This is a genomic window from Cupriavidus nantongensis, assembly GCF_001598055.1.
Lineage (GTDB): Bacteria > Pseudomonadota > Gammaproteobacteria > Burkholderiales > Burkholderiaceae > Cupriavidus > Cupriavidus nantongensis.
Window position 1 is genome coordinate 1499270 of the sequence record NZ_CP014845.1, and the last position, 24993, is coordinate 1524262.

24 protein-coding genes are annotated in these 24993 nt (G+C 67.8%); 14 read left to right on the forward strand and 10 right to left on the reverse strand.

What is annotated here, in order from left to right:
- Positions 1-9: 9 nt before the first annotated feature.
- Positions 10-513, forward strand: coding sequence for a hydroxyisourate hydrolase (gene uraH, locus A2G96_RS27730; protein WP_062803365.1), 504 nt, complete (start codon positions 10-12; stop codon positions 511-513).
- A gap of 30 nt (positions 514-543) precedes the next feature.
- A complete protein-coding gene (gene uraH / locus A2G96_RS27735) occupies positions 544-879 on the forward strand; it encodes a hydroxyisourate hydrolase (RefSeq protein WP_012355646.1) in 336 nt (111 codons plus the stop codon).
- 546 nt (positions 880-1425) lie between these two features.
- On the opposite strand, the gene A2G96_RS27740 is transcribed toward uraH (A2G96_RS27735), so the two are convergent.
- Positions 1426-1872, reverse strand: a complete 447-nt coding sequence (locus tag A2G96_RS27740) for a winged helix-turn-helix transcriptional regulator (RefSeq protein ID WP_062803366.1) — start codon at positions 1870-1872, stop codon at positions 1426-1428.
- 105 nt (positions 1873-1977) lie between these two features.
- On the opposite strand from A2G96_RS27740, the gene A2G96_RS27745 reads away from it, so the two are divergent.
- From A2G96_RS27745 to A2G96_RS27775, 7 genes are all read left to right on the forward strand, one after another.
- Positions 1978-3216: an MFS transporter gene (locus tag A2G96_RS27745; protein ID WP_062803367.1), complete on the forward strand. Its 1239-nt coding sequence runs from the start codon at positions 1978-1980 to the stop codon at positions 3214-3216.
- A gap of 119 nt (positions 3217-3335) precedes the next feature.
- Positions 3336-3890 carry a hypothetical protein gene (locus A2G96_RS27750; RefSeq protein ID WP_062803368.1) on the forward strand — a complete coding sequence of 185 codons (555 nt, stop codon included), beginning with the start codon at positions 3336-3338 and terminating at the stop codon, positions 3888-3890.
- A 338-nt stretch (positions 3891-4228) separates the two neighbouring features.
- The gene (locus A2G96_RS27755) at positions 4229-5647 is read left to right on the forward strand and encodes a hypothetical protein (protein WP_062803369.1); all 1419 of its coding nucleotides are present in this window, start codon (positions 4229-4231) and stop codon (positions 5645-5647) included.
- A 125-nt stretch (positions 5648-5772) separates the two neighbouring features.
- Entirely contained in the window at positions 5773-6753 is a 981-nt protein-coding gene (locus A2G96_RS27760; protein WP_062803370.1) for an ABC transporter substrate-binding protein, read from the forward strand.
- Positions 6754-7000: 247 nt separating this feature from the next.
- Entirely contained in the window at positions 7001-8008 is a 1008-nt protein-coding gene (gene tauA / locus A2G96_RS27765) for a taurine ABC transporter substrate-binding protein (protein WP_062803371.1), read from the forward strand.
- Between the two features lie 83 nt (positions 8009-8091).
- On the forward strand, positions 8092-8868 hold the full coding sequence (locus tag A2G96_RS27770; RefSeq protein WP_062804169.1) for a taurine ABC transporter ATP-binding protein: 777 nt from the start codon (positions 8092-8094) through the stop codon (positions 8866-8868).
- 10 nt (positions 8869-8878) lie between these two features.
- Positions 8879-9754, forward strand: a complete 876-nt coding sequence (locus tag A2G96_RS27775) for an ABC transporter permease subunit (RefSeq protein WP_062803372.1) — start codon at positions 8879-8881, stop codon at positions 9752-9754.
- A gap of 40 nt (positions 9755-9794) precedes the next feature.
- Here the strand turns inward: A2G96_RS27775 and A2G96_RS27780 are convergent, their stop codons facing one another.
- The 3 genes from A2G96_RS27780 to A2G96_RS27790 all read right to left on the reverse strand — a co-directional run bounded on the left by A2G96_RS27780 (position 9795) and on the right by A2G96_RS27790 (position 15573).
- Positions 9795-13907: a CheR family methyltransferase gene (locus tag A2G96_RS27780; protein WP_062803373.1), complete on the reverse strand. Its 4113-nt coding sequence runs from the start codon at positions 13905-13907 to the stop codon at positions 9795-9797.
- Between the two features lie 41 nt (positions 13908-13948).
- Positions 13949-14917: a chemotaxis protein CheB gene (locus A2G96_RS27785; protein WP_062803374.1), complete on the reverse strand. Its 969-nt coding sequence runs from the start codon at positions 14915-14917 to the stop codon at positions 13949-13951.
- Between the two features lie 98 nt (positions 14918-15015).
- Positions 15016-15573 (reverse strand): recombinase family protein, encoded by a 558-nt coding sequence (locus A2G96_RS27790; protein ID WP_082819122.1) that lies wholly within the window; start codon positions 15571-15573, stop codon positions 15016-15018.
- Between the two features lie 388 nt (positions 15574-15961).
- Here A2G96_RS27790 and A2G96_RS27795 point away from each other — a divergent pair, with 388 nt between their 5' ends.
- From A2G96_RS27795 to A2G96_RS27800, 3 genes are all read left to right on the forward strand, one after another.
- On the forward strand, positions 15962-16219 hold the full coding sequence (locus A2G96_RS27795) for a hypothetical protein (protein WP_062803376.1): 258 nt from the start codon (positions 15962-15964) through the stop codon (positions 16217-16219).
- Positions 16220-16327: 108 nt separating this feature from the next.
- A complete protein-coding gene (locus A2G96_RS32850; protein ID WP_082819123.1) occupies positions 16328-16555 on the forward strand; it encodes a hypothetical protein in 228 nt (75 codons plus the stop codon).
- Between the two features lie 76 nt (positions 16556-16631).
- Positions 16632-17333: a ProQ/FinO family protein gene (locus A2G96_RS27800; protein ID WP_062803377.1), complete on the forward strand. Its 702-nt coding sequence runs from the start codon at positions 16632-16634 to the stop codon at positions 17331-17333.
- Positions 17334-17360: 27 nt separating this feature from the next.
- Here A2G96_RS27800 and A2G96_RS27805 read toward each other — a convergent pair whose 3' ends face one another.
- Complete coding sequence (locus A2G96_RS27805) at positions 17361-18509, reverse strand: acyl-CoA dehydrogenase family protein (RefSeq protein WP_062803378.1); 1149 nt, start codon at positions 18507-18509, stop codon at positions 17361-17363.
- Positions 18502-19728 carry a CaiB/BaiF CoA transferase family protein gene (locus tag A2G96_RS27810; protein ID WP_062803379.1) on the reverse strand — a complete coding sequence of 409 codons (1227 nt, stop codon included), beginning with the start codon at positions 19726-19728 and terminating at the stop codon, positions 18502-18504. The genes A2G96_RS27805 and A2G96_RS27810 overlap by 8 nt, the downstream gene beginning before the upstream one ends.
- 85 nt (positions 19729-19813) lie before the next feature.
- Here A2G96_RS27810 and A2G96_RS27815 point away from each other — a divergent pair, with 85 nt between their 5' ends.
- On the forward strand, positions 19814-20749 hold the full coding sequence (locus tag A2G96_RS27815; protein ID WP_062803380.1) for a LysR family transcriptional regulator: 936 nt from the start codon (positions 19814-19816) through the stop codon (positions 20747-20749).
- A gap of 58 nt (positions 20750-20807) precedes the next feature.
- A complete protein-coding gene (locus tag A2G96_RS27820; RefSeq protein WP_062803381.1) occupies positions 20808-21038 on the forward strand; it encodes a DUF3820 family protein in 231 nt (76 codons plus the stop codon).
- Positions 21039-21057: 19 nt separating this feature from the next.
- Here A2G96_RS27820 and A2G96_RS27825 read toward each other — a convergent pair whose 3' ends face one another.
- From A2G96_RS27825 to A2G96_RS27840, 4 genes are read right to left on the reverse strand one after another with little or no spacing between them, the layout of a single operon-like run.
- On the reverse strand, positions 21058-22023 hold the full coding sequence (locus tag A2G96_RS27825) for a LysR family transcriptional regulator (RefSeq protein WP_335340569.1): 966 nt from the start codon (positions 22021-22023) through the stop codon (positions 21058-21060).
- The gene (locus A2G96_RS27830; RefSeq protein WP_062803383.1) at positions 22020-22793 is read right to left on the reverse strand and encodes an enoyl-CoA hydratase; all 774 of its coding nucleotides are present in this window, start codon (positions 22791-22793) and stop codon (positions 22020-22022) included. The genes A2G96_RS27825 and A2G96_RS27830 overlap by 4 nt, the downstream gene beginning before the upstream one ends.
- Before the next feature lie 2 nt (positions 22794-22795).
- Positions 22796-23950: a CaiB/BaiF CoA transferase family protein gene (locus tag A2G96_RS27835; protein ID WP_062803384.1), complete on the reverse strand. Its 1155-nt coding sequence runs from the start codon at positions 23948-23950 to the stop codon at positions 22796-22798.
- Entirely contained in the window at positions 23947-24909 is a 963-nt protein-coding gene (locus A2G96_RS27840) for a Bug family tripartite tricarboxylate transporter substrate binding protein (RefSeq protein WP_062803385.1), read from the reverse strand. Before A2G96_RS27840 ends, A2G96_RS27835 begins: the two co-directional genes overlap by 4 nt.
- Positions 24910-24993 lie beyond the last annotated feature (84 nt).

Below are 24993 nucleotides of genomic sequence, written 5' to 3' on the forward strand. Positions count from 1 at the left end.
GAGCCTGAGATGGACGACCATAGCTTTGATCCCGCGCGCCGGCGCTTCGCGCTGCAATCGATGACGCTGGGTGGCGGCGCGCTGCTGGCCGGCGCCAGCTGGGGCGCCACGCCGGACGCGCCCAACCAGACCGCCGCGCCGGTACAGCAAGGCGGCCTGAGCCCGCGCCTGACGCTGCATGCACTCGACACCTACCACGGCACGCCCGCGGCCGGCATGCGCGTGGAGATGTTCCGCATCGACAATGGGCAACGCACGCCGCTGCAGACCGTCACGCTGGCCGCCAACGGCCGCAGCGAGCCGCCGCTGCTGATCGGCGACAGCTACCGCACCGGCACCTACGAACTGATCCTGCACGCCGACGAGTACTTCGCCGCGCGCAAGGCCAGCCTGCCGCAGCCGTCGTTCCTGTCGAAGATCCCGCTGCGCGTGCGTGTCACCGACGCCGGGCAGCGCATCCACTTGCCCGTGCTGTTCGGGCCGTGGAGCTACAACTACTACCGCGGCAGCTGAGCGCGCGGCCCTATCCGGAGAGATCGCATCATGGCAGGTATCAGCACCCATGTGCTCGACGTATCGCTGGGCCGCCCGGTGGCCGGCATGCAGGTCGAGCTGTTCGACGTCGCGGTGCAGCCGCCCCGGCTGCTGGCACGCACCCGCACCAACCACGACGGCCGCACCGATGCGCCGATGCTGCCGCCGGCGCAGGCGCGCACCGGCGAGTTCGAGCTGCGCTTCTGGGTGGCGGACTACTTCCGCACCCCGGACGTGTTCGCCGACATCGTGCCGGTGCGCTTTACCATCGCGGATGCGGCGCAGCACTACCATGTGCCGCTGCTGTGTTCGCCGTGGAGTTTTGGCACGTATCGGGGGAGTTGAAATTTTGATTGGTGTTTTGATGGGGTGTCGTGCTTGGCGGGCGTGGCTGTTTCGCCGGCGCAGCCGGCGACCTACTTCTTGGCCGAGCGCCAAGAAGTAGGCAAGAAACGCGTCGCCTAAGCGGCTGGCTAAGGCGGCGTTGGTAGTTCGGGCGGTGGTGACTTTCGGTCGTGCTGGTGGTGGTTCCACCCTGCTGACGCTACCTGGATGTGCCTGGCGTTCGAGGTCGGATGGACGAACCCGACTTTAGGTCGGTGGCCGCCTTCTAACTGCGTTGTCGGTGGGACGCCTTCGGCTGCGCTGCGCGCACGCCCTATCTCAGGTCTTGGGCTCTGGCACGGAGTGCGTCGCTGCGCTCGCACACGTTGTCGCTGGCGATCCCCTGGCTTTTATTGCCCGCTTGTTTTCTCCCCTCTCCCGCTTGCGGGAGAGGGGCGGGGGAGAGGGCCGGCGCATCCACGAAGTCAACAGCATCAACTGCTGCGCACCACCTCATCCCCAAGAATTCCTCGAAGAACCTTATTCAAGGGCCACCTCGCCTCGCCGCTATCGCGGCTTGCGCACCTCCGCCTCATCTGGCGACAGCACCTTGCCGTCACCCGAGCGCGGCATCATCGGCGGCACCGGCTTGCCGGTGCGCTTTTCCACCAGTTGTGAGCGCCGCTCGCCGCGCGCGAACAGGTGGTGTTCCCCCCACTGGCGCAACGCCACCACGATGGGGAACAGGCTCTCCCCCATTTCCGTCAGCACGTACTCCTGGTAGGCACTGCCGTCCGAAGCGGGTCGCGTCGACAGGATGCCGGCTTCCACCAGACGGCGCAGGCGGTCGGACAAGATATTGCGCGCCACCGCCAGGCTGCGCTGGAAGTCGCTGAAGCGGTGCATGCCGTCGAAGGCATCGCGCACGATCATCAGCGACCAGCGGTCGCCGACCAGCGCCAGCGCGCGCGCCACGGGGCAGGTATCTTCGCTCGGGTCCTTGCGGGTGACCATGTCTGGCTAGCCTTGGGCGCATCGCCCGCTGTCAAAGTGGTTGCATTTTAAAACTAGCCGGCTTACGCTTCAACCGGTTTTGATTTGCAACCACTTCGAAGCGATATGGAAACCTGCACGCGCGCGCCGGACACGGCATCGCCCCCACCCCGCCCCGCGGCCACGCCACTGCCGCGCAGTGCGGTGCTGTTGTTCGCCTGCGCCAGCGGGCTCAGCGTGGCCAACGTCTATTACGCGCAGCCGCTGCTGGACGCGCTGATGGCGGACTTCGGCATCGGTGCCGCCGCCATCGGCGGCGTCGTCACCGCCACCCAGGCCGGCTGCGCGCTGGCGCTGCTGTTGCTGGTGCCGCTGGGCGACCTGCTGCCGCGCCGCCGCCTGATGCTGGCGCAGGTGCTGGCGCTGGCCGGCGCGCTGGCGGTGGTGGCGCTGGCGCCATCGGTGACGATGCTGCTGGCGGGGATGCTGCTGACCGGCCTGCTCGGCACCGCCATGACGCAGGGACTGATCGCCTACGCGGCCGCCGCGGCAGCCCCGCGCGAACGCGGGCACGTGGTCGGCACCGCGCAGGGCGGCGTGTTTGCCGGCTTGCTGCTGGCGCGCGTGGTGGCCGGCGGCGTCAGCGACCTGGCCGGATGGCGCAGCGTCTATGTCTGCGCCGCCGCGGTCATGCTGGTGCTGGCGCTGCTGCTGTGGCGCTCGCTGCCGGTGCTGCCCGGCCCCGCGCAGCGGATGCGCTATGCCAGCCTGGTGTGGTCGCTGTTCGCGCTGCTGTGCCGCGACCGGGTCCTGCAGATCCGCGGCATGATCGCGCTGCTGATGTTCGCCGCGTTCAATATCTTCTGGAGCGCGCTGGTGCTGCCGCTCAGCGCCCCGCCCTACCAGCTGTCGCACACCGCCATCGGCGCCTTCGGGCTGGTCGGCGCGGCCGGTGCGCTGGCCGCTGCGCGCGCGGGGCGCTGGGCCGACCAGGGCCTCGGTCAGCGCACCACGTTCGCGGCCCTGGTGCTGCTGGTGGTCGCATGGCTGCCGCTGTCATGGCTGGGCACTTCGCTGTGGCCGCTCGCGCTCGGCATCGTGCTGCTCGACCTGGGCGGCCAGGCCATCCACGTCACCAACCAGAGCATGATCTTCCGCGCCGATGCCACCGCGCACAGCCGGCTGGTCGGTGCCTACATGCTGTTCTATGCGACCGGCAGCGGCCTGGGCGCGCTTGCCACCACGGCGACCTACGATGCTGCCGGCTGGCGCGGCGTGTGCATGCTCGGTGCGGGAGTCAGCTTGCTGGCGCTGTTGTTCTGGGCCGGCACACGGCACTGGATGCCGGCGCAGGCCACGCCATAGCGCCGCCTCATCCGTTCAGGCCAAAGCTGCGCGCAAGCAGGGGAAAATCCGCGCAATAAGGCTTTAGAATCTCGCATCCAACCTGGTTCGATCCCGTGAAAGTCCTTACCCGCCTCAACATGAAGCAGCTCTCCCTGCTCTGCGCCGCACTGCTGGCCACCGTTTCCGTCCACGCCGCCACCACCGCGGCCCAGCCCGAGCCGGCCGGCAATACCGCGGCGCCGCTGGGCCTGGAGCTGGGCAAGGCCAAATGCTCGCGCCTGTCGCCGCCGCAGAACCATGCCAGGACCGGCACCTCCGAATGGGCCGGCGGCGATACGGTGGAGCTGAAGCACCTGGAGCGCTTCCATCTGCCCGGCCTGTCGCGGGTGGTGCTGAACTGCGATGCGCAGGATGCGGTGGCGTTGATCACCATGACCTTCGAGCGCCCGGCAATGGAAGACGTGCGCAGGAAGCTGGACGAGCGCTATGCCGCCGTGCGCAAGACCGAAGGCGCGGCCGAGAACGGCTATGCCGAATGGAGCGCCGCCAATGGCAGCCTGGAGCTGCTCTACGGGCGCGACAGCAAGCACTTCACCGTGGCTTACTGGGCCAGGGGCGCCAAGGCCAAGTACTTCTCCTACAGCGGCGGCGGCAAGAAGCCCGCGGCAGCGCCCCAGCCTGCGCCGCTGTAAGCGGGATTGCGGCGACGCGGACTTGCCGGGCCGTGTCACAGCGGTCTCGGGGCGCCGAGATCATCACTGCAAGCGCGGCACCCGTAGCACGGGCCATTGCGCAATGCTTCTCGATTCCCCTGTATCGAAGCCGCCGCGTCGCCTATGCTTTCCAGTGCGACGGATAAAAATCCGGCGCAGCATTCGCATGCACTGAACAACAAGAAGGGGCAAGTCCCCCACAGCGGGAAGCGCTGCCGGCTGGCGCGTTCCGCGCATTGCATTGGCCTGGTCACGGGGTGAGTCGATCGCACACGAGCATGTGGGGCCCGTGGGCGCGATACGCCGTTGACGACAACATGACAGACCAATTCCTGTTCAGCAAGCCGTTCACGTTTCTCGCCTGCGCCGGCATGACGGAAGTCAGGGACGGCATCGAGGCACTGGAAACACTTCCCGGCCACCTGTTCTGGCTGGAGAACGAGGATTTCATCCGTCGGGTCTACGTGCCTGACTTCGTCGAGCAAAGCCGCGCCGCCCTCGAGGCCGCGATGCCGGGCGGGCCGGAACTGATCGACGCGCTCGCGCCCGAGATCCGCCGCAGCGCCGCCGTGCTGCCGGCACTGCGGCGGCTGTCCGCGGAACAGGCCGCGCTGGCCCACTCGTACTGCTACTGGTGCTATTGCGCCGATGTGGTCGGGCGCGCCCAGGGCATCCCGCGCAGCGCCATCGCGCGCCAGTTCGAGCGCGCCGCCGCCGCGCGCGACGGCGCGCACAGGCTGCAGTGGCTCTGCCCATGTTGCGGCGGCCGGGCGCAGTATCAGGTCGATGGCTTGCTGGCATCGCAGCGGCCGGTGCGCCAGGGCGGCTTTTCGCTCGAATGCGCGCATTGCGGACACCGGGAGCGGCTCTATGCCGGCTTCCTGCACGCGGGCCGGCTCGAATGCCGGTGCGCGCTGTGCACCGGCTTTGTCCAGTCGCTGGCGGGCCAGCTGGCGCGGGCCGCGCGCAAGCTGTGCGCCAGCCTGGAAGACTATGCGTGGATGCACGCGGTGGACACCGCCGCGGAGATCGGCGAGCTCAAGGATGCCTCGCTGCAACGGATTGCACATGGGGACAAGCCCTCGGCCAACGCGATGGCGTTCGCCGCGGCGGCCCAGTCCGGCGAGGCGCGCACCATGCCGGAACTGCTTGCGCGCATCGACCCCACGCTGGAAAGCCGGCTCGACAAGAACCCCAGGGCCTGGGCGCTCTTGTGCGAGCTGCTGCGCGAAGGCGTGGTCGACAGCGAATGCACCATCTACGACCACGATGGCCGCAAGCACGTGGCGCTTGAAATCACCTTGCTCGACGACGACCCGGCGCTCGACAGCGGCACGGCGCAGGACGATCTCGCGACCCTGCTGCGCGGCTACCAGCCGGCCGAGCCCGAAGCCTTCGTCGGCTGGCTCAAAGCGCTCAAGCGGCTGCGCCTTTGCACCGGCCGGTTCAATGCGGCCGTCGACGTGTCGTGGAAACCCAACCTGGAGCACTGCCGCATCCTGACCGCGCGCTGGCTGCAGGACACGGCGCCGCTGGCGCCACTGACGCCATCGGCCGCGCATGGCAGCGCCCCGTGGCCGCTGCCAGCGCAGCGCGCGCGCGCCCCGGAACGCACGGTGTATCTCGACGCCGAACTGGAGGCCGTGCAGCTGCTCAAGTCGCTGGGCTATATCCTGCTGAGTCCGGAAGACATCCGTTCGCAACGGGATCCCGCCGAGTCCGCCGGACCCGACTGAATGCGCGGCAGGCGGCGGCCATGACCGCCGCCTGCCGCGCATATCGAAGCGCGGATTTATTCGTTGGTTCGGGGGCGCGTTCCGCGTACGTTCGGGAGTTCCGATATTGAACTCCCCGAAACGCCATGACCGCTTCCCGACGCCAGTTCCTGCGCAGCGGCGCCGCCGCCACGGCCGCGCTCGCCTCCGGCCCCCTCCTCACCTTCACCACCTTCGCCGCCGGCGATGCGCAGGCACAGGGCCGCCCGGTGCTGAAGGCCGGCGACCAGAAGGGTGGCCTGCGCGCATTGCTCGAATCCGCCAACGCGCTGGAGGGCCTGGCCTATGACATCCAGTGGACCGAATTCCCGGCCGCGGCACCGCTGGCCGAGGCGCTCAACGCGGGCGCGGTCGACAGCGGCCCGATCGGCGATGCGCCGGCCATCTTCGCGCTGGCCGCCGGCACGCGCATCCGGCTGATCGGCGCCAACCGCTCGGACCCCTACGGCACCGCGGTGCTGGTGCGTCCCGACTCGCCACTGCGGCAGGCGGCAGACCTGAAAGGCAAGAGCATCGGCACCAACCGCGGCTCGATCGGGCATCTGATCGCGCTCAAGGCGCTGGAATCGGCCGGGCTGAAACCGGACGACGCCAACCTGCGCTTCCTGCCACCAGCGGATGCCAAGCTGGCGCTGAGCAGCGGCTCGATCGATGCCTGGGCCACGTGGGAACCCTATACGGCGATGGCGGAAACGAGCCAGCACGCGCGCGTGCTGGTCAGCGGCCGCGGGCTGTGGTCCGGCCTGAGCTACCTGGCCGCGACCGACGCCGCGCTGGCAAGCAAGCGCGCGGTGCTGCAGGACTTCCTGCACCGCGTGGTGCGCGCGCAGCAGTGGTCCTATCAGCATGTGCCGGAGTTCTCGGCAACACTGGCCCGCATCATCGGCATCTCGCCGCAGGCGGCGCGGCTGCAGTTCGAGCGGCGCCGCACGCAGTGGCGCAACATCGACGCGGCGCTGATCGCCGAGCAGCAGCGCACCGCCGATTTCTACCTGAAGGCCGGGCTACTCAGGCAGCGGCTCGATGTGCGGCAGACCTTCGACTCCGGGTTCTCCCTGAGCGCCTGAGCGCGCGAGCCCGGCGCGTTGACGGCGCAAGCGACGCTGGCGCGACCCCGGCGCCCGCCGCGGCCGGTACAGGAATTCCATGATTGACGCAGCCCCGCGCCACCGCTCCCCGCGGCCCGGCGCGGCCTGCGCGCGCGCGGCCATTCTGGCCCCACCGAATTCCGGCAACTGGTCCTATAGGCCCGGAATCGGGCTCACCTATAAAGCCGTGACCCCCAAACCCATTTCTCATCCGAGGAGTACAACCATGCGGTGGATCAAGCAGATCGCAGTGTATTTCGCCCTGGCGGCGGCGCTGGTGCCGGCCGCACAGACCGTGCATGCGCAAGGCAAGAATGTAGTGATTGCTTACCAGGACATGGTCGTGCCCTGGCGCTATGCGCAGGACATGAAGGAGCTGGAAAAGCAGACCGGCTACACGGTCTCGTTCCGGCAGTTCGGCGGCGGCGGCGATGTGATCCGCGCCATGGCGTCGGGCCAGATTGCCATCGGCGAGGCCGGCACCTCGCCGATCGCGTCGGCGCTGTCGCAAGGGCTCGATGTCGAGCTGTTCTGGATCCTGGACGATATCAACGCGGCCGAGGCCATGGTCGCGCGCAACGGCAGCAAGATCGCCAGCGTCGCCGACCTGAAGGGCAAGCGCATCGGCGTGCCGTTCGTGTCGACCACGCATTACCACACGCTGGTCGCACTGGAGCGGGCGAAGATCAATCCGAAGGACGTGCGCATCGTCAACATGCGCCCGCCCGAAGTGGCCGCCGCATGGGAGCGCGGCGATATCGACGCCACCTTTATCTGGGATCCGGTGCTGGCCAAGCTCAAGCAGTCCGGCACGGTGCTGACCACCTCGGGACAGATCGCCGCCGACACCGGCAAGGCCACCTTCGACGGGATGATCGCCAACAAGAAGTTCGCGCGCGAGAACCCCGAGTTCATGGTCAAGCTGGTACGCGTGCTGGCTGCGGCGGATGAGAACTACCGCAAGAACAAGGCGTCGTGGACCGCGGATTCGCCCATGGTGAAGGCCGTGGCCAAGGTCTCCGGCGCCAAGCCCGAGACCGTTCCCGCCAGCATGGCGCTGTACAGCTTCCCCACGCTGCAGGAGCAGGTCTCCGAGCGCTGGCTCGGCGGCGGCGCCGCGCGCGCGCTGCAGTCGGCGGCGCAGTTCCTCAAGGAGCAGGGCACCATCCAGACCGTGCTGCCGGACTACGGTCCCGGCGTCAACGCGGAATGGGCAAAGCGGGCGCTGCGCTGACCACGCACCCCAGTTGCTGATGCTGGCCGCCGCTCCCCTGCTTTCATGCGGCGGTCCCGGAGATCCTGTTGCGGAAGCCCATCATGTACCAACTCGAAATCGATAATGTCAGTGTCAACTACGGCACGGCCGGCGGCGCGAAGACGCTGGCACTGTCGCAGGTCAACCTCACCATGGAGCGCGGCGATTTCGTGGTCGCGCTGGGTGCCTCGGGCTGCGGCAAGACCACCCTGCTGTCATGCATTGCAGGCTTCATGGAGCCGTCGGAGGGCGAGATCCGGCTGAGCGGCAAGCCCGTGCACGGCCCCGGCGCCGAGCGCGGCGTGGTGTTCCAGAAGCATGCGCTGATGCCGTGGCTCAGTGTCGAGGACAACGTTGCGCTGGGCCTGCGCCTGCGCGGCGTCAACCGTGCCGAGCGGCTGCGCATCGCCCATGAAAAATTGGCCGCGGTCGGGCTGGAAAGCGTCGCCGCCAAGCCGGTCTACCAGCTCTCGGGTGGCATGCAGCAGCGCGTGGGGATTGCCCGCGCGCTCGCCTGCGATCCGGCGGTGATGCTGATGGACGAACCGCTGGGCGCGCTCGACGCGCTCACGCGCGAGTCGATCCAGGCGCTGATCCTGAAGCTGTGGGCGCGCGAGCAGAAGATCGTCTTCTTCATCACGCACAGCGTGGAAGAGGCGCTGTTCCTGGCCACGCGGCTGATCGTGATGACGCCCTCGCCCGGACGCATCGCCCACACCTATGAACTGCCGTTCGCGCGCCGCTTCATCGAATGCGGCGACGCCCGCGCGGTCAAGTCCGACCCGGAATTCATCCGCTACCGCGAAGAGATCGTCGACCTGATCCATGCCACCGCCTGAGGAGAAGCAGATGTCCGCCACCGTCCAACGCATCGAGCCGCCGCCGCATGCCGCCGCGGCCTCTGCGGCCACACCAAGCCGACCCATGAAGACCGTGTCGGGCTACCGCCTGCCGGGCGAAGGGTCCAGCTCGCGCATTTCCACCATCACCGTGGTGCTGCTGCTGGCGCTGTGGTGGCTGGCCAGCCACCTGCGCTGGCTGCCGCCGCTGTTCCTGCCCACGCCCGAGTCGATCTTCACCGCCTTTATCGATGCCTGGCAGGGCAACCTGCAGGGCGGCCAGCCGCTGACCGAGCATTTCGCGGCGAGCATGCTGCGCGTGTTCGGCGCATTCGCGCTGGCAGTCGCCACCGCGGTGCCGATCGGCGTGATGATGGGCGTGTCGCGCATCGCCCGCGGCATCTTCGATCCGCCGATCGAGTTCTACCGCCCGCTGCCACCGCTGGCCTACCTGCCGCTGATCGTAATCTGGTTCGGCATCGACGAGACCTCGAAGGTGCTGCTGATCTTCCTGGCCTGCTTCGCCCCGCTGGCGATGTCGGCGCAGGCGGGCGTGCGCTCGGTCACGATCGAGCAGATCAACGCGGCGTACTCGATGGGGGCAAGCCCGTGGCAGGTGGTGCGCCATGTGGTGATCCCCGCGGCGCTGCCCGATATCCTGACCGGCATGCGCATCGCCATCGGCTTCGGCTGGACCACGCTGGTCGCCGCCGAGATGGTCGCGGCCACGGCCGGGCTGGGCCAGATGGTGCTGAACGCATCCAACTTCCTGCGCACCGACGTGGTGATCATGGGCATCGTGCTGATCGGGCTGATCGCCTATGTGTTCGACCTGCTGATGCGCAAGCTGGCCAAGTGGCTGGTGCCCTGGAAGGGGCGGATGTAAGCCGCGCGGCAGCGGATGCGCTGCCGCGCTGGACTGCGCGTTAGCTGGCGCGCAGTTCGTCGATGGCGTTGATCAGCGCATCGAGCGATACCGGCTTGGTCAGGTGGGCGTCGAAGCCCGCGTGCATCGAGCGCCGGATATCGTCGGGCCGACCGTAGCCGCTGAGCGCGAATGCGGTCACCTTGTTCAGCTGCTGGTTGTTCCGGATGGCCCGGATGAACTCCAGGCCGTCCATGTCAGGCATGCCGATGTCCGACAGAAGCAGGTCGGGATGCAGCGTCTCGAGCTGGCGCATGGCGTCGTGCGCGCTGGTGGCGACCTCAACCTGCGCGCCCTCCATTTCCAGCAGCAGCTTGAAGGTCTCGACCGTGCCCGGATCATCGTCGACCAGCAGGATGGTGGTGTTTTCCAGCGGCCGCGTCGGCGTCTGGCTGGTGCTGGCCTCCAGCGGCACGCTGGTGCAGATCGGGAACGACACGGTAAACAACGCCCCCTTGCCCTGGCCTTCCGATTCGGCCCGCACGGTCCCGCCCTGCACGGTGACCAGCTCACGCACCAGCGACAGGCCGATGCCGAGCCCGCCCTTGCGCGCGGTGGGGGCTGCGCCCTGGCGGAACATGTCGAAGATGTGCGGCAGGGTCTGCGCATCGATGCCGACACCGGTGTCGCGCACCTCCAGCACGCCCTTGCCGTTCGCCTGCGTCAGCGACACCTGGATGGTGCCGCCGGCACTGGTGTACTTGATGGCGTTGCTGACCAGGTTCCACACGATCTGCTCGATGCGCGTCAGGTCCGCGTCGATCATCACCGGCCGCGCCGGCAGCGAGCGCTCCAGCACAATCTGCTTGCGCGCCACCTCTTCTTCGATGGCGCTGCAGACGCGGGCGACCACCTCGTTCCAGTCCAGCGGCGCATGCGCGATCGACAGCTTGCCGGTACGCAGACGTGACATGTCGAGCAGGTCGTCGATGATATGCGCCTGGCCCATTACCGTGCGCCGGATGGTGGCGGCGGCACGCTGGATCACGTCGCTGCCGCGCGCATCGGGAGAACGGCTGATCAGTTCCGCGCTGGCGCTGATCAGGTTGAGCGGATGCTTCAGCTCATGCGACACCACCGCAAGGAACTCGTCACGCAGCCGTTCGGCGCGCCCCTCCAGCGATTCGTTGGCCGGCTCGCTGGCAGCCTCGCCAGGACGGCTGGCCCGGGTGGCGATGCGGGTCAGGGCCAGCTCGTCGAGATCACGCATGATCTTGGCAAAGCCGCTCACCCCGCCCTTGTCCAGGCGCGACAGCACGCCGGTGGTACGGAAGCGGCTGCCGTCCTTGCGTACGTGCCAGCGATCTTCCTCGACCCGGCCGTACATGCGCGCCTGCGCCATCTCTTCCTGCGGCACGCCCGCGGCGCGGTCTTCCGGCGTGTACAGCACGTCCGCCGGCGCGCCCAGCATGTCGGCTTCGCCGACCCCGAAGATGCGCTCGGCCCCGGTGTTCCAGCTGTTGACGCGGCCCTGGTCGTCGAAGGTGATGATGGCGTAGTCGCGCGTGCTCTCGGCGACGATGTTCATGCGCTTTTCGCCTTCGCGCAGGCGCTCCTCGGCGGCACGCCGCGAGGTGATGTCGATGAAGGAAAGCACCGCTCCGTCGATGCGGTCTTCGGTGGTGCGATAGGGCAGGAAGCGCGCCAGGTACCAGCGGCCGTCGTTGCTGCGCACTTCGCGTTCGATCAGGCGCAAGGAATCGAAGGCCTCGGCGGCGTCGTCGGCGAGCTTGTCGTACTCGAGCCGGTGCGTGATGTCGAGCAGCGAACGGCCAATGTCGGACGGGATGATGCTGAAGACATCGGTCGCGCGCGGGGTAAAGCGCTTGATGCACATGCTGCGGTCGACGAACACGGTACCGATGTCGTTGGCCGTGATCAGGTTCTGCAGGTCGTCGTTGATCTTGCCGGTCTCCTCGACCTTGGACTTGAGCTCGGCATTGACGGTGGTGAGTTCCTCGTTGATCGATTGCAGCTCTTCCTTGCTGGTCTCGAGCTCCTCGGTGGCCGAGCGCAGCTCTTCGTTGATCGCCTGCAGCTCTTCGTTGGAGGCCTTCAGCTCTTCGGTCGAGGTCTCGGACTGCTCGATCGTGGCTTGCAGCTGTTCCTTGGTGCGCTGCAGTTCGCGCTCCAGCTGCGCGATCATCGGATCGCGCTCCTCGCCCGGCTGGCCGGTCGGCGCGGCGCTCATGCTGTCTTCGACCTCGTCGAACAGCACCAGCACGAAGTCGCCATTGGCCTCGGCGTCGTGCACCGGCCGTGCCGTCATGTTGACGAAGAAGTGCTTGCCGTCGCGTTCCAGCTGCACGCGCCTGGCCTCGACACTGTGGTTGGTCTGCAGGGCCTGGTAGATCGCGGTGCGCAGCTCCAGCCGCAACTCGGGCCGTACCACCGCGATGATGTTATGCGAGGGCTCGCCATCGACGTACTGCAGGAAGCGCCCGGCGCGGTCCGACAGGTGCACGATCTCGGACTCGCGGCTGACCAGCACGCTGGGCGGCGCATGCTGCTCGATCAGCCGCTGGTGCAGGTCGCCAAAGGAAAACTTGCGCTTGCCCGGCGGCTGCAGCACCGATATCGGCGCACGCGTCGCGGCGGCGCCGGCGATGGCGAGCGGCATGGGCGTATCGGAGCGCACCGCGACATTGGCACGGTAGATGCGCGCCTTCTTGTCGACCACAGCAAACAGGTTGGTTACGCTGTCGGCCGCTTCGGAGTTGCCGAGGAACAGGTAGCCGCCGGGCCGCAGCGCGAAATGGAAGGTACGCAGGATATCGGCCTGCGCATCGCGGTCCAGGTAGATCAGCAGGTTGCGGCAGCAGATCAGGTCCAGGCGCGAAAACGGCGGATCGCTCAACACGTTGTGCAGCGCGAACAATACCCGCTCGCGCAGTTCCTTGCGCACGCGCAGGTGCGAGGCTTCCTTCGTAAAGAACTGCCGGATCCGGGCCGGGTCGATGTCTGCCGCGATCGGCTCCGGATACAGGCCGTTGCGCGCAATGGCCACGGCGCGCTCGTCGATATCGGTGGCGAAGACCTGGAAGCGCACCTGCTCCGGAGTCTGTGCCGACGCTTCCTGCAGCAGCATGGCGAGCGAATACGCTTCTTCGCCGGTGGCACAGCCGGGGGTCCAGGCGCGAATCACTTCCCCTTCGGCACGGTTCTCGAACAGCTGCGGCAGCACTTGCGCACGCAGCGCGTCGAACGCCTCCTTGTCGCGGAAGAAGTTGGTGACGCTGATCAGCATGTCCTGCAGCAGCGCCGGGGTTTCTTCCGGGTGCAGGTGCAGGTAGTCGCGGTATTGCTGCAAGTCGGTCAGCCCGTTGACCTGCAGCCGGCGTTCGATGCGGCGCAGTACGGTAGCGCGCTTGTAATGCCGGAAATCGTGCGAGGTGCGGGTGCGCAGGATCACCATGATCTCGCGCAGCGCGCGCTCGCTGCTTTCCGACTGCGGCGTCGGGGGCGCCGCGGGTTCCGCGTCATCGATCGCCTGTGGCAACCGGATATGGCTGGCGGCGCTCCACAGGTCCATCAGGCGCTGCGGAATGTCGCTGGCGCGTACGACGAAGTCGACCAGGCCGGTGCGGATGGCCGAACGCGGCATGCTCGAGTATTCGGCATCCTCCGGCTCCTGGGCGATGGCGATGCCACCCAGTTCTTTCACGCGGGTCAGGCCCACCGAGCCGTCCGAGCCGGCGCCCGACAACACCACCGACACCGCGCGTTCCCGGTGTGCCTCGGCAAGCGAGCGGAAGAACAAATCGATGTTCGCCGTGCTGCGTTTTGCGCCGAGTTCCTGCCGAGCTACGCGAAGATAGCCGTCCACCATGGTCAGGTTGTGGTTCGGCGCGATGACATAAACGTGATTCGCCTCGATCGGCACCGAAGCGGTGACCTGCTGCACCCGCATGCCGGTGCGCGCCTGCAGCACGTCGGCGAGGTGGCTGGCATGGTCGGGGGAAAGGTGAATGACCAGGACAAAGGCTGCCCCGGTGGTGCTGGGCATCCCTTCAAAAATCTGGATCAGGGCTTCGATGCCTCCGGCCGACGCGCCGATCCCCACCACGGGGAAGGCGAGCTGGCTCGGCAAAGAACGTTCGCGGTGTTTGGCCATTGCTGCACGGAAAGATAGGAATGCGCCGGCCGGTCCGGGCGCTAGCTCTCGCGAAGCCAACCTTCGATACGCTTCGCGGACGCTGCCGCGCGGCCAGCTGCCTCGGTGTACTGACGTGCCACGTCAGTGTCCCCAATTTGCATATGATACGCCGCAATACGTGTATAAAGTTCATTCTGCTCGTGCAGCGCCCGCAGCGCATCGTAAAGCATGTGCTCGAGTGCGTTATTGCAAGCGTGGCGCAGGGTCAGCAGCCCGAAGGTGTGGCCGGTATGGCAGCGGAAGCGCGGCGGCACTGCGTCGCGTATCTCCCAGAGCGCACCGCCGCATTCGGGGCAAGTAAGGGCCGAAGGCAACGCAATCTGCTGGACTGCATCGATGGACGAGGGACCGGTCGACAGTGCATGTTCCATCACCAGCGGCGCGGGGGGCACGGGCGTGGCATGCGCCGGGCTGCCCGCGAGCCTTGCCAGCTCTGACGCAATGCCATCAAGCGGCAGCACGTAATGCGGGGTGACGGCGCGCAGCGCGTTGCGCGGCATGTCGGGGGCATAGGCGCTGTCGGGGTCCTGGACGATGGTGATGCCGCCGCACTCGTGCACCGCATGCAGGCCGGCGGAGCCGTCGTCGAGCTGCCCGGTCAGGATGGCCCCGATGACCCGGTTGCGCCGGCTGATCGCCGCGCTGCGGAACAACGGGTCGATGGCCGGGCGCGCAAAGTTCTCCTTCGGCCCGCGCCGCAGCATGGTGCGCTCGCCGTCGATCATCAGGTGGTGGTCGGGCGGCGCGACATAGATCACGCCGGGCAGCACGGCTTCGTCATCGCGTGCGTGATGCGCCGGCAGCGGCCCCGCCTGCATCAACATCTGCGGCAGCATGCTCGGGTTGGCGCCGATGTGCAGCACCACCAGTATCGCGGCATCGAAGCGGGCCGGCAGGCCCGCGGCAAGCTGCCGCAAGGCATCTACCCCTCCGGTTGAGGTACCGACCACAACGGTGTCGCGCATCATGGGAGCCTCGCTACTTCGCGTGGAAATACCGGATTCACGCAAGTATCGTTCCAAACGCAATGTCCATCCGGCGGCGCCGGGAGTCGACGAACTTCGCTTCAGGCCTTGGCGGCCTCGGGCGCGGGGGCACCGCTGCCGGCGCGGATGCGCATCACGGTCTGGCGCGTGGTATGGAAGCGCCTCGCGGTGGCGCTGACCGATTCCCCGGCTTGCAACGCCTGCAGGATGGCATCGCGCTGTTCGGGCGTGTGTTTCGGCGGACGGCCGACGGAGTGGCCAACCGCCTTGGCCGCGGCCAGGCTTTCACGTATGCGCGCGCTGCGCCTGGAGCCTTCCAGCGAGGCCGCGGCGCGCAGCACCTTCACGGCTTGCGGCGGCGTGGCGCTGGCCAGATTGACCTGCCCGAGCTGCATGCAATACAGCGCAGCGCCAAGCAGCCGCATCCGGCCGATGGTGTCGAGCGTTTCCGCCACGGTCGAGCCCAGGCAGCGCAACGACATCACCACCACCGTGTCGCCGTGCCGGACTTGCCGCAGCATCGCCTGCAGCCTGGGCCGATCCGCGATCAGCACCGACGCCGGCTGGTGTTCCCAGAAGGCCCGGCTCAGATCCACGATATATCCGGCGCGATCGGCCAGCTGCAGTTCGGCCTCCATAGCCTCCGGGTTGCGGGCTCGGTTTGAATAAATAAAGGTCGACGGCATGGCGGGTCCGGTACGGGGACGGGGGCAGGAACTCCGATGCAGGCACATGGCCGCCGATCGTGCCTGGCGCACGACCGCAGCGAATGAAGGCAATGTACATCAGCAAGCGCGGTGGCGGTGGCGGTGGCGGTGGTCGCGCCAACCGCTATCGCCCTCCCGTGGCCGAGTGCCCCTCCCGGTACGAAAGGCAAGATTCCGTACATGCCCGGCATGCTCCGACAGCGTGCCGAGTTCGCTAGCATGGCAAGGAGATGCAGGCGTCCCACGCCCCGGCACTCGATGCAAAAGCATGCCCACGACGCGACGCCGCACAGACGATGGGTAGACAAGGAGAGCAGCGATGGCCACACAAAACTATTTTGGCTACGTCGTGCGCGGCAACGCCCGCCCGCTGGCCGATGCCTTGTTCGAAGCTTCCGTATCGGTCGAGCGCGACGGCCAGACCGTGATCCTGTCGGGTCCGCTCGGCAGCCACCGCACCCTGGAACGCGCCATGGCGGAAGGCATTGCCTGGGGCAAGGTGTGGATCGACATGCGCGAGCTTGGCTATACCGACATTCGCGGCGCGCAGCGCAAGACCGGCAAGCGCACCAACTGAAGAAGCCGGCGGGCGGCCTTGCCCGCCGTTCCGGAATCCGCCCGGCCGCAACCCAGGCATGGTGTTTCCTCAATGTATCGGCCCCGGGCGCCTCAATCGGGAGCGGATGTGCCCAATATCGTCAAATTCATCCTGCAAGGGCCGTTATGCGGCCGCTGGTATGCGACCCCGGTCTTTGCCGACGGGTCCAGAGGCGGCGTGACCGGTTTTGATTCCTTCGCCAGCGTGGAGGCCCATACCGCGCGCTACCCCGGCGCGGCCGTGGTCTACGCGGGGCCGCATGCAGCCAGTTGCCGGGTATCCCGCCAGGTCGCGCGCGTGGACCAGCCTGCCTGACGCCGGCGACTCACCTGCCGTTGCCGCCCCGTTGCCCGGCCTTGATACAATCCCGGTTCACACAACGGCAGACATCATGGGCTTCGAACAACTGGCAGCACTCAGGGACCAACTCGCCAAGAAGGCGGCCGCCGAATCGAGGAAGGGCGAGCGCAAGGGCCCGCGCCAAGGCGCGACCGGCGACGCATCGAAGGGCAAGTCCAAGGGCGCATCCAAGGACGCGCCGAAGCGCCCCCGGGACGGCGAGCGTACCGGCGGCGCGGGTGCGGGCGCTGCCGCGGGCGCCAAGGGCCGCGGTGCGGCGCCTGCCGCCGCGCCGGGAAAGCAGGTCGATCCGGTGGTGCATTCCATTGCCCGGCTGCAGAAACACTTTCCCAAGGCCTTCCCAAAGAACCCGGCGCCCAAGGTGCCGCTGAAGATCGGCACTTTCGAAGACCTGACCCAGCATGCGGCAAAGCTGGGCCTGGACGAGGCCGAGCTGCGCGAGGCGATCCGCACCTGGTGCAGCGGCACGCGCTACTGGTCATGCATGGTGGAAGGCGCCAAGCGGCTGGACCTGGACGGCAACGAGGCCGGCGTGGTCACGCTGGCGGACGCCAAGCGCGCCCAGCAACTGAAGGCGCGCCGCGCCGGCGCCGCACGCCAGAAGGCCAAGGCTGCCGCGCCTGCGGCCACTGCCGCGCCCGCCGCTGCGGCCGCGGCTGAGCCAGCGCAGGCGCCTGCCGAAGCACAGGCACCGGCGACGCCCTCCGCACCTGATACCCCGGAAACGCCCTGACCCTAGCCGCCCGCCTTCCGGCGGCGCCTACCCCAGCACCGCGCGCGCGATCACCGTCCGCTGGATTTCCGACGAGCCCTCGTAGATGCGGAGGATGCGCGCATCGCGCACCAGCCGCTCCAGCGGCATTTCGCGCGTAAAGCCGTAGCCGCCGTGGATCTGCAGCGCGGCATCGGTAACGAAGCCCACCATCTCCGACGCATAGAGCTTGGCCATCGACGCCTGCTCGGTAAAGGGCTCGCCGTCGCGGCGCCGCGCCGCGGCCTGCAGCGTCAGCAGCCACGCCGCCTCCAGCCGCGTGCGCATGTCCGCGAACATCCATTGCAGGCCCTGCTTGCGCGCCAGCGGCTCGCCGCCCACCTGGCGCTGCCGGGCCCAGTCCACCGCGCAGGCCAGCGCCGCCTCGGCGATGCCCAGGCTGGTGGCGGCCACGTCGAGCCGGCTGTTGTCGAGCACCTTCATCGCGGTGCGGAATCCCGTGCCCTCCGGCCCGAGCCGGTTGGCGGCGGGCACGAAGCAGTCGAGCGCCACCTCATGGGCCGGCGCGCCATGGATGCCCATCAGTTTCTCGGCCGGCGCCACCTGTACGCCGTCGCTGCGGCGGTCGACCACGAAGGCGCTGATGCCGCGCGTGCCCGCGGCCGGGTCGGTCTTGGCATAGACCACGATAAAGTCCGCCGCCTCGGCGTTGGAGATGAAGTGCTTGACCCCGCGCAGCCGGTAGCCATCGCCTTCGGGCGTGGCGCGTGTGGCCATGTCGGCCGGGTTGGAACCGGCGCGCGGCTCGGTCAGTGCAAACGCGCCCAGCCGGGTGCCGGCCGCCGCGTCGGGCAGATAGCGCCCACGCTGGCTGTCGTCGCCGCCGATCAGGATGGAATCGGTGGCCAGGTAGTGTGCGCCGAGCATCGATGATGTCGAAGCGCAGGCTTTGGCGACCTCCACCAGCGACAGGATCAGCGCCACCGGCGAAGTCTCCGTGCCGCCCCAGCGTTCCGGCAGGTTCATCCCCATCAGGCCGAGTTCCGCCAGCTGCGGCACATAGCGCGTGGTCGACGTTTCCGCGCGGTCCACTTCGGCCGCCTTCGGCGCCAGTTCGCTCTGCGCGAAGCGGCCGACGGCATCGGCAATTTCCAGGTCGGCCGGCTCGACCCCAAGTCGCTTGAGCCTGTTAAGCATGTTGTGTCTCCTTGCTGAAATCGTGCGCGGCCAGGATGGCCCCGGTGTGCTGCCCCAGTTCAGGCGCGGGCGTGACTCGGTTGGGGCCATACCCCGAGAACTTCACCGGCTGCGACGGCAGCCGCAGCGTGCTTCCGTCCGGCCCGGCCACTTCGGTCAGCAGGCCGCGATGGACAGCCTGTTCGCTTTCCAGCGCCTGCCTGACATTGCGGATCGGCGCCACCGGAATGCCGGCCGCGCCCAGCAGGCGGTTCACCTCGGCGACGGTCAGGCCTGACGACCACGCCTCCAGCCCGGCGCGCAGCGCGGGCTCGAAGCGGCAGCGCGATTCGTCATCGGCAAAGCGCGGGTCGTGCGCCATCTCCGGGCAGCCGATGGTCTCGACGAGCGTGTGGAACAGCTTGTTGTTGAGCACCGCCACCACGTAGAACCCGTCCGCGGCGCGGTACACGCCGAACGGCGCGGACGACGGATGGCGGTTGCCGACCCGCTGCGGCGCGCGCCCGGTGGCGGCATAGCGCGCGACCAGCGTCGCGCTCAGGCTCAGCGTGGCGTCGAACATCGACACATCGACATGCGTGCCGCGCCCGTTCTTCTCGCGCGCCAGCAGCGCCGCCAGCACGCCCCAGGAGGCAAAAAGCCCGCTGACCGCATCGGAGACCGCCTCGCCGAGCATGGTCGGCGCACCGTCGGGCGCGCCGGTGGCATCCATCAGCCCGCACATCGCCTGCAGGATGATGTCGTAGGCCGGCCGGTGCGATTCCGGCCCGGTCTGGCCGAAGCCCGACACGCTCGCATAGACGAGGGACGGATTCAGCGCCCGCAACGCCTCGTAGCCGATGCCGAGCTTGTCCGCCACGCCCGGGCGGAAGTTCTCCACCACCACGTCGGCGCGCGCGCACAGCGCGCGGGCCAGCTCCAGCCCTGCCGCCGTCTTCAGATCGATGACGATGCTCTGCTTGTTGCGGTTCATCGCCGCGAACAGCCCGCTCCTGCCGTCGACGAAAGGCCCGACAGCGCGGTAGTCGTCGCCGCCGGGCGGCTCGACCTTGATCACCTCGGCGCCCAGGTCGCCCAGCAGCGCCGTGCAATAAGGGCCCGCCAGCACCCGCGAAAAATCGATCACGCGGATGCCGGCCAGCGGCAGGTCGGAATGGCTGGAATGCGTGGAATCGCTGGAAGGATCCAAGGCTTGCTCCTCGATGGCTTGCAAGCGCATGGCTTGCGTTTCAGTAGCCCGATTCTGCGCAGCGCAAGCTATCAAGTAAAATATGGAATTCGACTAGCACCTATAGGATTTCCTGATGCCTGTCTCGCGTATCTCGCTGCGGCTATTGCGCTACTTCGCCGCGACCGCGGAAACCGGCAGCACCACGGCGGCGGCGCGGCTGCTCAACGTGTCGCAGCCGTCGATCTCCGTCGCCATCCGCGAGCTGGAGACGCTGTTCGAGGAAGCGCTGTTTGCCCGCGACGCCGGCGCGCGCATGACCCTGACCCGCTTCGGCGTGCGCAAGCTGGCCGAAGCCCGCCACATCCTGGGCGCGGCCACGGCGTTCGAAGTCGACAAGAGCGGCGACGGCGCGGCCGGCGAAGTGCAGATCGGGGTGTTCCGCACGCTGGCGCCGGTCTACCTGCCGGTGCTGCTGCGCCTGGCGCGCGAGCGCTATCCGAACCTGGCGGTGCGTTTTGTCGAGGGTGACCTGGCCCAGCTGGAAGACTGGCTGCATGGCGGCCAGATCGAGCTGGCGCTGAGCTACGACGTCGGCATGCCCGACGACCTCGAGCGCGAATTGCTGGCCGAGCTGCGGCCCTACGGCCTGGTGCCCGCCGGCTCGCGGCTGGCACGGCGCCGTGGCGGCGTTTCGCTGCACGAGCTGGCGCAGGAGCCGCTGATCCTGATCGACCTGCCGCACAGCCGCGAATTCCTGATGGCGCCGTTCTGGCAATACGGGCTGCAGCCCGAGGTGCGCTACCGCGCCACCTCGCTGGAACTGGCGCGCGGCATGGTCGCCAACGGCCTGGGCGTAGCGCTGCTGATCACGCAGGCGCCCGCATCGTCGCAGATCACCGCCGTGGTCGAGAAACCGATCCGCGAAGACACCGTGCGCCAGCCGCTGGTGATCGCGCGCGCGGCGCGCGCCACGCGTTCACGTGCCGCGGAGTTGCTGGCCGAATGCGTGCGCGCCGCCGTGGCAGAGGCAACCGCCGCCTCTGCCCACGCGCGCCCACGCGCTATCTGAGTTCCGTTATCGCCAGCGCCACTGTGGTAGCGTGGCGCTTTCCGCTTTGCTTGCTCCCATGACCGATTTCGACGCCGACGCCCTGAAACGCCTGGTCACCGTCACCATGCCCTTTGGCAAGCACAAGGGCACGCTGATCGCCGACCTGCCGGGCAACTACCTGAACTGGTTCGCGCGCGAAGGCTTTCCGCCGGGACAGATCGGTGCACTGCTGGCGCTGATGCATGAACTGGATCACAACGGGCTGGGGTATTTGCTGAAGCCGTTGCGGGGGACTGGCACTGGCTGACGCCGACAAGCGTCCCCCACTATGACGTGGCGCGCGGTCCTTGTTCCAGCGACTGCCTTACGTCGTCCAGCAAACGCGCTGCCGGCGCCGACAACATGGCGTTGTGCCGGGTGATGATGGCGATCGGATGCTCGACGCCTTCGGCCGGCAAGGCCTTCGCCACCATGCCGAACTCGCCTACCAGCTCGGTGACATAGCCCGGCAGCACCGCCACGCCGACACCCGCCTTGGCAAAGCTGATGGCCGACAGCACCGTGCCGACCTCGATCGCGGTGGCATAAGCCAGGCGCCGGGACGCGAAGACCCGGTCCACGGTGCGCCGCGTACTGAAGGTCGGATGCAATGAAATCTGCGGCCAGGCCGCCAGCTGCTCCCAGCTTACCGAGCGCTTGCGCGCCAACGCGTGATCCGCGGCGCAGACGACAAACATCGTTTCGTTGAAGACGTGCTCGATGGTCAGCTTCGGGTGCGCGCCCTCGATCGATGCCAGGCCGAAGTCCGCCTTGCCGTTGACGACATAGTCGATGGTTTCATCGGTGGACAATTCATGCAGGCCGATGCGAATCGCGGGATAAGCGTGGTGGAACGCGGTGACCGCCTTGCGCAGCAGCCCCACGCAAAGCATCGGCGAAGCAGCGACGCTCACCTCGCCGGCTTCCATGTTGAGCAGGCTGCGCATGCTGCGTTCGGCGGCATCCATGGTCCCGAGCACCTCGCAGACATGCCGGTACAGCTGGTCGGCAAGGAGCGTCGGTACCACCTTGCGCGTCGAGCGCTCGAACAGCCGCTGACCGACCTTCGACTCCATCTCCTGGCATACCTTGCTGACCGCGGACTGCGTCATGTGGAGCGTCTGCGAAGCGCCGCTGAAACTGCGGAGTTCGTAGACGACGCGAAAGACGCGAAACTCCCGGAGCGTGAAGTTCATGGGCAGCACAGGCTTGGCAGAGCCGTTGATCATACCCGACGGCCCCGCGCCTTTCATCGTTGCCGCTTGCGCTCGAAGAAGCGGGTCATGTAGGCGTCCGGCTCGGGGCCGGCGTAGCATTGCCCGAACACTTCGATGCTGTGCTTCAGCCCGCGCTCGATAACGGGGTCTTCCCAGGCGCGCAGCAAGGCCTTCTGCGCGCGCACCGCTGCGGGACCGCATTCGAGGATTTCGGCAACCGTATGCGCAACGGCATCATCCAGTCCGCTGTTCGGCACGACCTGGTGCAGGAAGCCCCACGCCTGCGCCCGCGCCGCGTCAACCGACGCACCCGTCAACAGCAGCCAGCGCGTGTTGCCCTCGCCGATCAGCCGCGGCAGGATGTTGGCATGAATGACGGAAGGGATCCCGATCCGCACTTCCGGCATGGCAAAGTTGGCCTGGTCATCCGCGATACGGATGTCGCATGCCGCGGCAAACTCCATCCCGCCGCCCATGCACCAGCCGGACAGGCGCGCAATCGTCGGCACGGGAAAGTCGCGCACCGCTTCGCACAGATCGTGCAGGCGCGTGATGAAGGCCACCGCTGTCTCGGGGTCGAGCTTCGCCAGCTCCTTGATGTTCGCGCCACCAATGAACGCTTTGTCGCCGGTGCCGCGCAACACCAGCACGCGCACGTCCTGGCGCCTTGCCAGCCGGCGCAGCGTGCCGGTGAATTCGACGATCGTGTCGGAGTCCAGGATATTGAGGCTGGTGCCGTTGGCAATCCGCAGCGTCGCCACGCCTTGATCCGAGACCTGCAGCGCCAGGTGTTTCAGGTTTTCCATCGTCAGTGTCCAGGGTTCGTTGTGCCGCCGCCCAGCGTCGGGGCGGGTGCGGGAAAGTCGTTCGTGGCTGCCGGTGAGCGGAAGCGCGCAACGATGCGCCGTTGCCCGGCATCGCCGAAGTCGCGTTCGTCGAAGAACCCGACGGCCCGGAGCTGGGCGTCATCCACCAGGTCCTCGACACGATTGACGCGGGCGTGGGGAATATCCGCGCCTTCCAGCAACTCCATCCACTCTTGCGTGGTGCGTGTTGCCATGACTTCGGCCAGGTAGCCGTAGATGGTGTCGTAATTGTCGGCGCGCGCAGCGGCCGTCTGGAATCTCGGGTCGGCCTCGAACCTCGGGACCTCGCCGATGGCCTCGAAGAACGAGCGCCAGTGCTTGTCGTTGTAGACCACCGCGGCGATGTACCCGTCTTTGGTCTGGTAGGGCTTGCGGTGCGGCGTGAGCAGGCGGCTGTAGCCCATGGCGCCGGCTGCGGGTTCGAAGGAAGCGCCGCCCAGGTGGTCGCCCAGCACGAACGCGGCCATGGTCTCGAACATGGAGACGCGGATGGTATCGCCGCGTCCGCTGCGCTGCCGGCTGTAGAGCGCTGCGATGGTGGCGTGCGCGGCGGTCAGACCGGTCACGCGGTCGGCAATCAGCGTCGGCACATACTGGGGCGGGCCGCCGGTCTGCCGGGCGAACAAATCCGCCAGCCCGGCCTGGGCCTGGATCACGTCGTCATAGGCGGCGCGTCCGCGCATCGGGCCGCCCCCGGCATAGCCCGACAGTTCGACATATACCAGGCCGGGGTTCAGCCTGCGCACCGCCTCGTGGTCCAGGCCGAGCCTGCGCATGGCCTGCGGCCGGACGTTGTGCACCAGCACGTCGAACGTCGGCAGCATCTCCCTGAGCGTGGCGATATCCGCCTCGCGCTTGAGGTCGAGGATGAGCGACTGCTTGCCCTGGTTGGCGTGCAGGAACATCGCGCCCAATCCGGGCGCGCGCTTGTTGCCGGCGTGGCGCATCACGTCGCCTTCCGGCGGCTCGACCTTGACCACGGTGGCGCCGTAGTCGGCCAGGATCTGCGTGCAGACCGGTCCCATGATGACCGAGGTCAGGTCCAGCACGCGCACGCCGGCCAGCGGTCCGGCATTCTGCGCTGCTTCGTTCGTCATTGCTGCTCCACGCCGGCCTTGGCAGCACGGGATGTCCAGATGCCGCGTTGCGCGACGGTGAATGCCGCGAACTCGCGCGTAGTCGCCGGCGCGGCGACCATGCCGAGTCGCGCCAGCTTCTCCACGACGGCCGGGCGGGTAACCGCCTGGTTCACCGCCTGGTTCCATCGCTCCACGATCGCCGCGGGCGTTCCGGCCGGCGCCGCCAGGCCGACCCACACCACCAGGTCGAACTGCTTGTAGCCGGCTTCGGCCATGGTCGGCACGTTCGGCAGCTCGGGCAGGCGCTTCGGGCTGGTAATCGCCAGGCCATTCAGTTTCCCGCCGTTCAGGAAACTCATCACCACCGAGGTGTCGGCGACCATGAAGTCGATCTGGCTGCCGAGCAGATCCGTCACTGCCGGAGGCTGGCTCTTGTAGGGAATCGCATCGGCAGGCACGTTGGCCAGTTGCGAGAAGGTCGCTGCGGCGATTTGCGCCGATCCGCTGCCATAGCCATAGCGCAGGCGGCTCTTCTGCGCGTGAGAGGCCATGTCCCGCGCCGACTTGTAGGGCGCATCGGGGCGCGTCACCAGCACCATCGGAATGGTGGCGATGCGGGAGATGTGGACGAAGTCCTTGATCGGATCGTAGCCGGGCCGCTTGTACAGCGCCTCGATGCCGGAATGGGTGGAACTGCTGGTCAGCAGCAGCGTGTAGCCGTCCGCCGGCGACTTCGCCACATAGGTCGCGCCGATGATGCCGTTGGCACCGGGCCGGTTGTCGACGACAACGGTACCCAGCGAATTGCGCACTTCTTCGGCAACGATGCGGGCCGCGGTATCCGAGGCGCTCCCGGCGGTAAACGGCACCACCAGCTTGACGGGACGGCTGGGGTAGGAATCGCCTTGCGCGAAGGCAGTGGGGGCGATGACCATTGCGGTCATCGGGGCAACCAGGGCGGCAATCAGGGCCTTCATCCATGTCTCCTTGTCTGACAGCCGCCATGTTCGGCCCGGAACACTCATGCCAACAAGCGAATTGTGTTCATACAATTATCGAGA

Coding starts and splice junctions, on each gene's coding strand:
- uraH (WP_062803365.1), top strand. CDS start 10: ATGGACGACCATAGCTTTGATCCCGCGCGCCGGCGCTTCGCGCTGCAA.
- uraH (WP_012355646.1), top strand. CDS start 544: ATGGCAGGTATCAGCACCCATGTGCTCGACGTATCGCTGGGCCGCCCG.
- A2G96_RS27740 (WP_062803366.1), bottom strand. CDS start 1,872: ATGGTCACCCGCAAGGACCCGAGCGAAGATACCTGCCCCGTGGCGCGC.
- A2G96_RS27745 (WP_062803367.1), top strand. CDS start 1,978: ATGGAAACCTGCACGCGCGCGCCGGACACGGCATCGCCCCCACCCCGC.
- A2G96_RS27750 (WP_062803368.1), top strand. CDS start 3,336: ATGAAGCAGCTCTCCCTGCTCTGCGCCGCACTGCTGGCCACCGTTTCC.
- A2G96_RS27755 (WP_062803369.1), top strand. CDS start 4,229: ATGACAGACCAATTCCTGTTCAGCAAGCCGTTCACGTTTCTCGCCTGC.
- A2G96_RS27760 (WP_062803370.1), top strand. CDS start 5,773: ATGACCGCTTCCCGACGCCAGTTCCTGCGCAGCGGCGCCGCCGCCACG.
- tauA (WP_062803371.1), top strand. CDS start 7,001: ATGCGGTGGATCAAGCAGATCGCAGTGTATTTCGCCCTGGCGGCGGCG.
- A2G96_RS27770 (WP_062804169.1), top strand. CDS start 8,092: ATGTACCAACTCGAAATCGATAATGTCAGTGTCAACTACGGCACGGCC.
- A2G96_RS27775 (WP_062803372.1), top strand. CDS start 8,879: ATGTCCGCCACCGTCCAACGCATCGAGCCGCCGCCGCATGCCGCCGCG.
- A2G96_RS27780 (WP_062803373.1), bottom strand. CDS start 13,907: ATGGCCAAACACCGCGAACGTTCTTTGCCGAGCCAGCTCGCCTTCCCC.
- A2G96_RS27785 (WP_062803374.1), bottom strand. CDS start 14,917: ATGATGCGCGACACCGTTGTGGTCGGTACCTCAACCGGAGGGGTAGAT.
- A2G96_RS27790 (WP_082819122.1), bottom strand. CDS start 15,573: ATGGAGGCCGAACTGCAGCTGGCCGATCGCGCCGGATATATCGTGGAT.
- A2G96_RS27795 (WP_062803376.1), top strand. CDS start 15,962: ATGGCCACACAAAACTATTTTGGCTACGTCGTGCGCGGCAACGCCCGC.
- A2G96_RS27800 (WP_062803377.1), top strand. CDS start 16,632: ATGGGCTTCGAACAACTGGCAGCACTCAGGGACCAACTCGCCAAGAAG.
- A2G96_RS27805 (WP_062803378.1), bottom strand. CDS start 18,509: ATGCTTAACAGGCTCAAGCGACTTGGGGTCGAGCCGGCCGACCTGGAA.
- A2G96_RS27810 (WP_062803379.1), bottom strand. CDS start 19,728: ATGCGCTTGCAAGCCATCGAGGAGCAAGCCTTGGATCCTTCCAGCGAT.
- A2G96_RS27815 (WP_062803380.1), top strand. CDS start 19,814: ATGCCTGTCTCGCGTATCTCGCTGCGGCTATTGCGCTACTTCGCCGCG.
- A2G96_RS27820 (WP_062803381.1), top strand. CDS start 20,808: ATGACCGATTTCGACGCCGACGCCCTGAAACGCCTGGTCACCGTCACC.
- A2G96_RS27825 (WP_335340569.1), bottom strand. CDS start 22,023: ATGAAAGGCGCGGGGCCGTCGGGTATGATCAACGGCTCTGCCAAGCCT.
- A2G96_RS27830 (WP_062803383.1), bottom strand. CDS start 22,793: ATGGAAAACCTGAAACACCTGGCGCTGCAGGTCTCGGATCAAGGCGTG.
- A2G96_RS27835 (WP_062803384.1), bottom strand. CDS start 23,950: ATGACGAACGAAGCAGCGCAGAATGCCGGACCGCTGGCCGGCGTGCGC.
- A2G96_RS27840 (WP_062803385.1), bottom strand. CDS start 24,909: ATGAAGGCCCTGATTGCCGCCCTGGTTGCCCCGATGACCGCAATGGTC.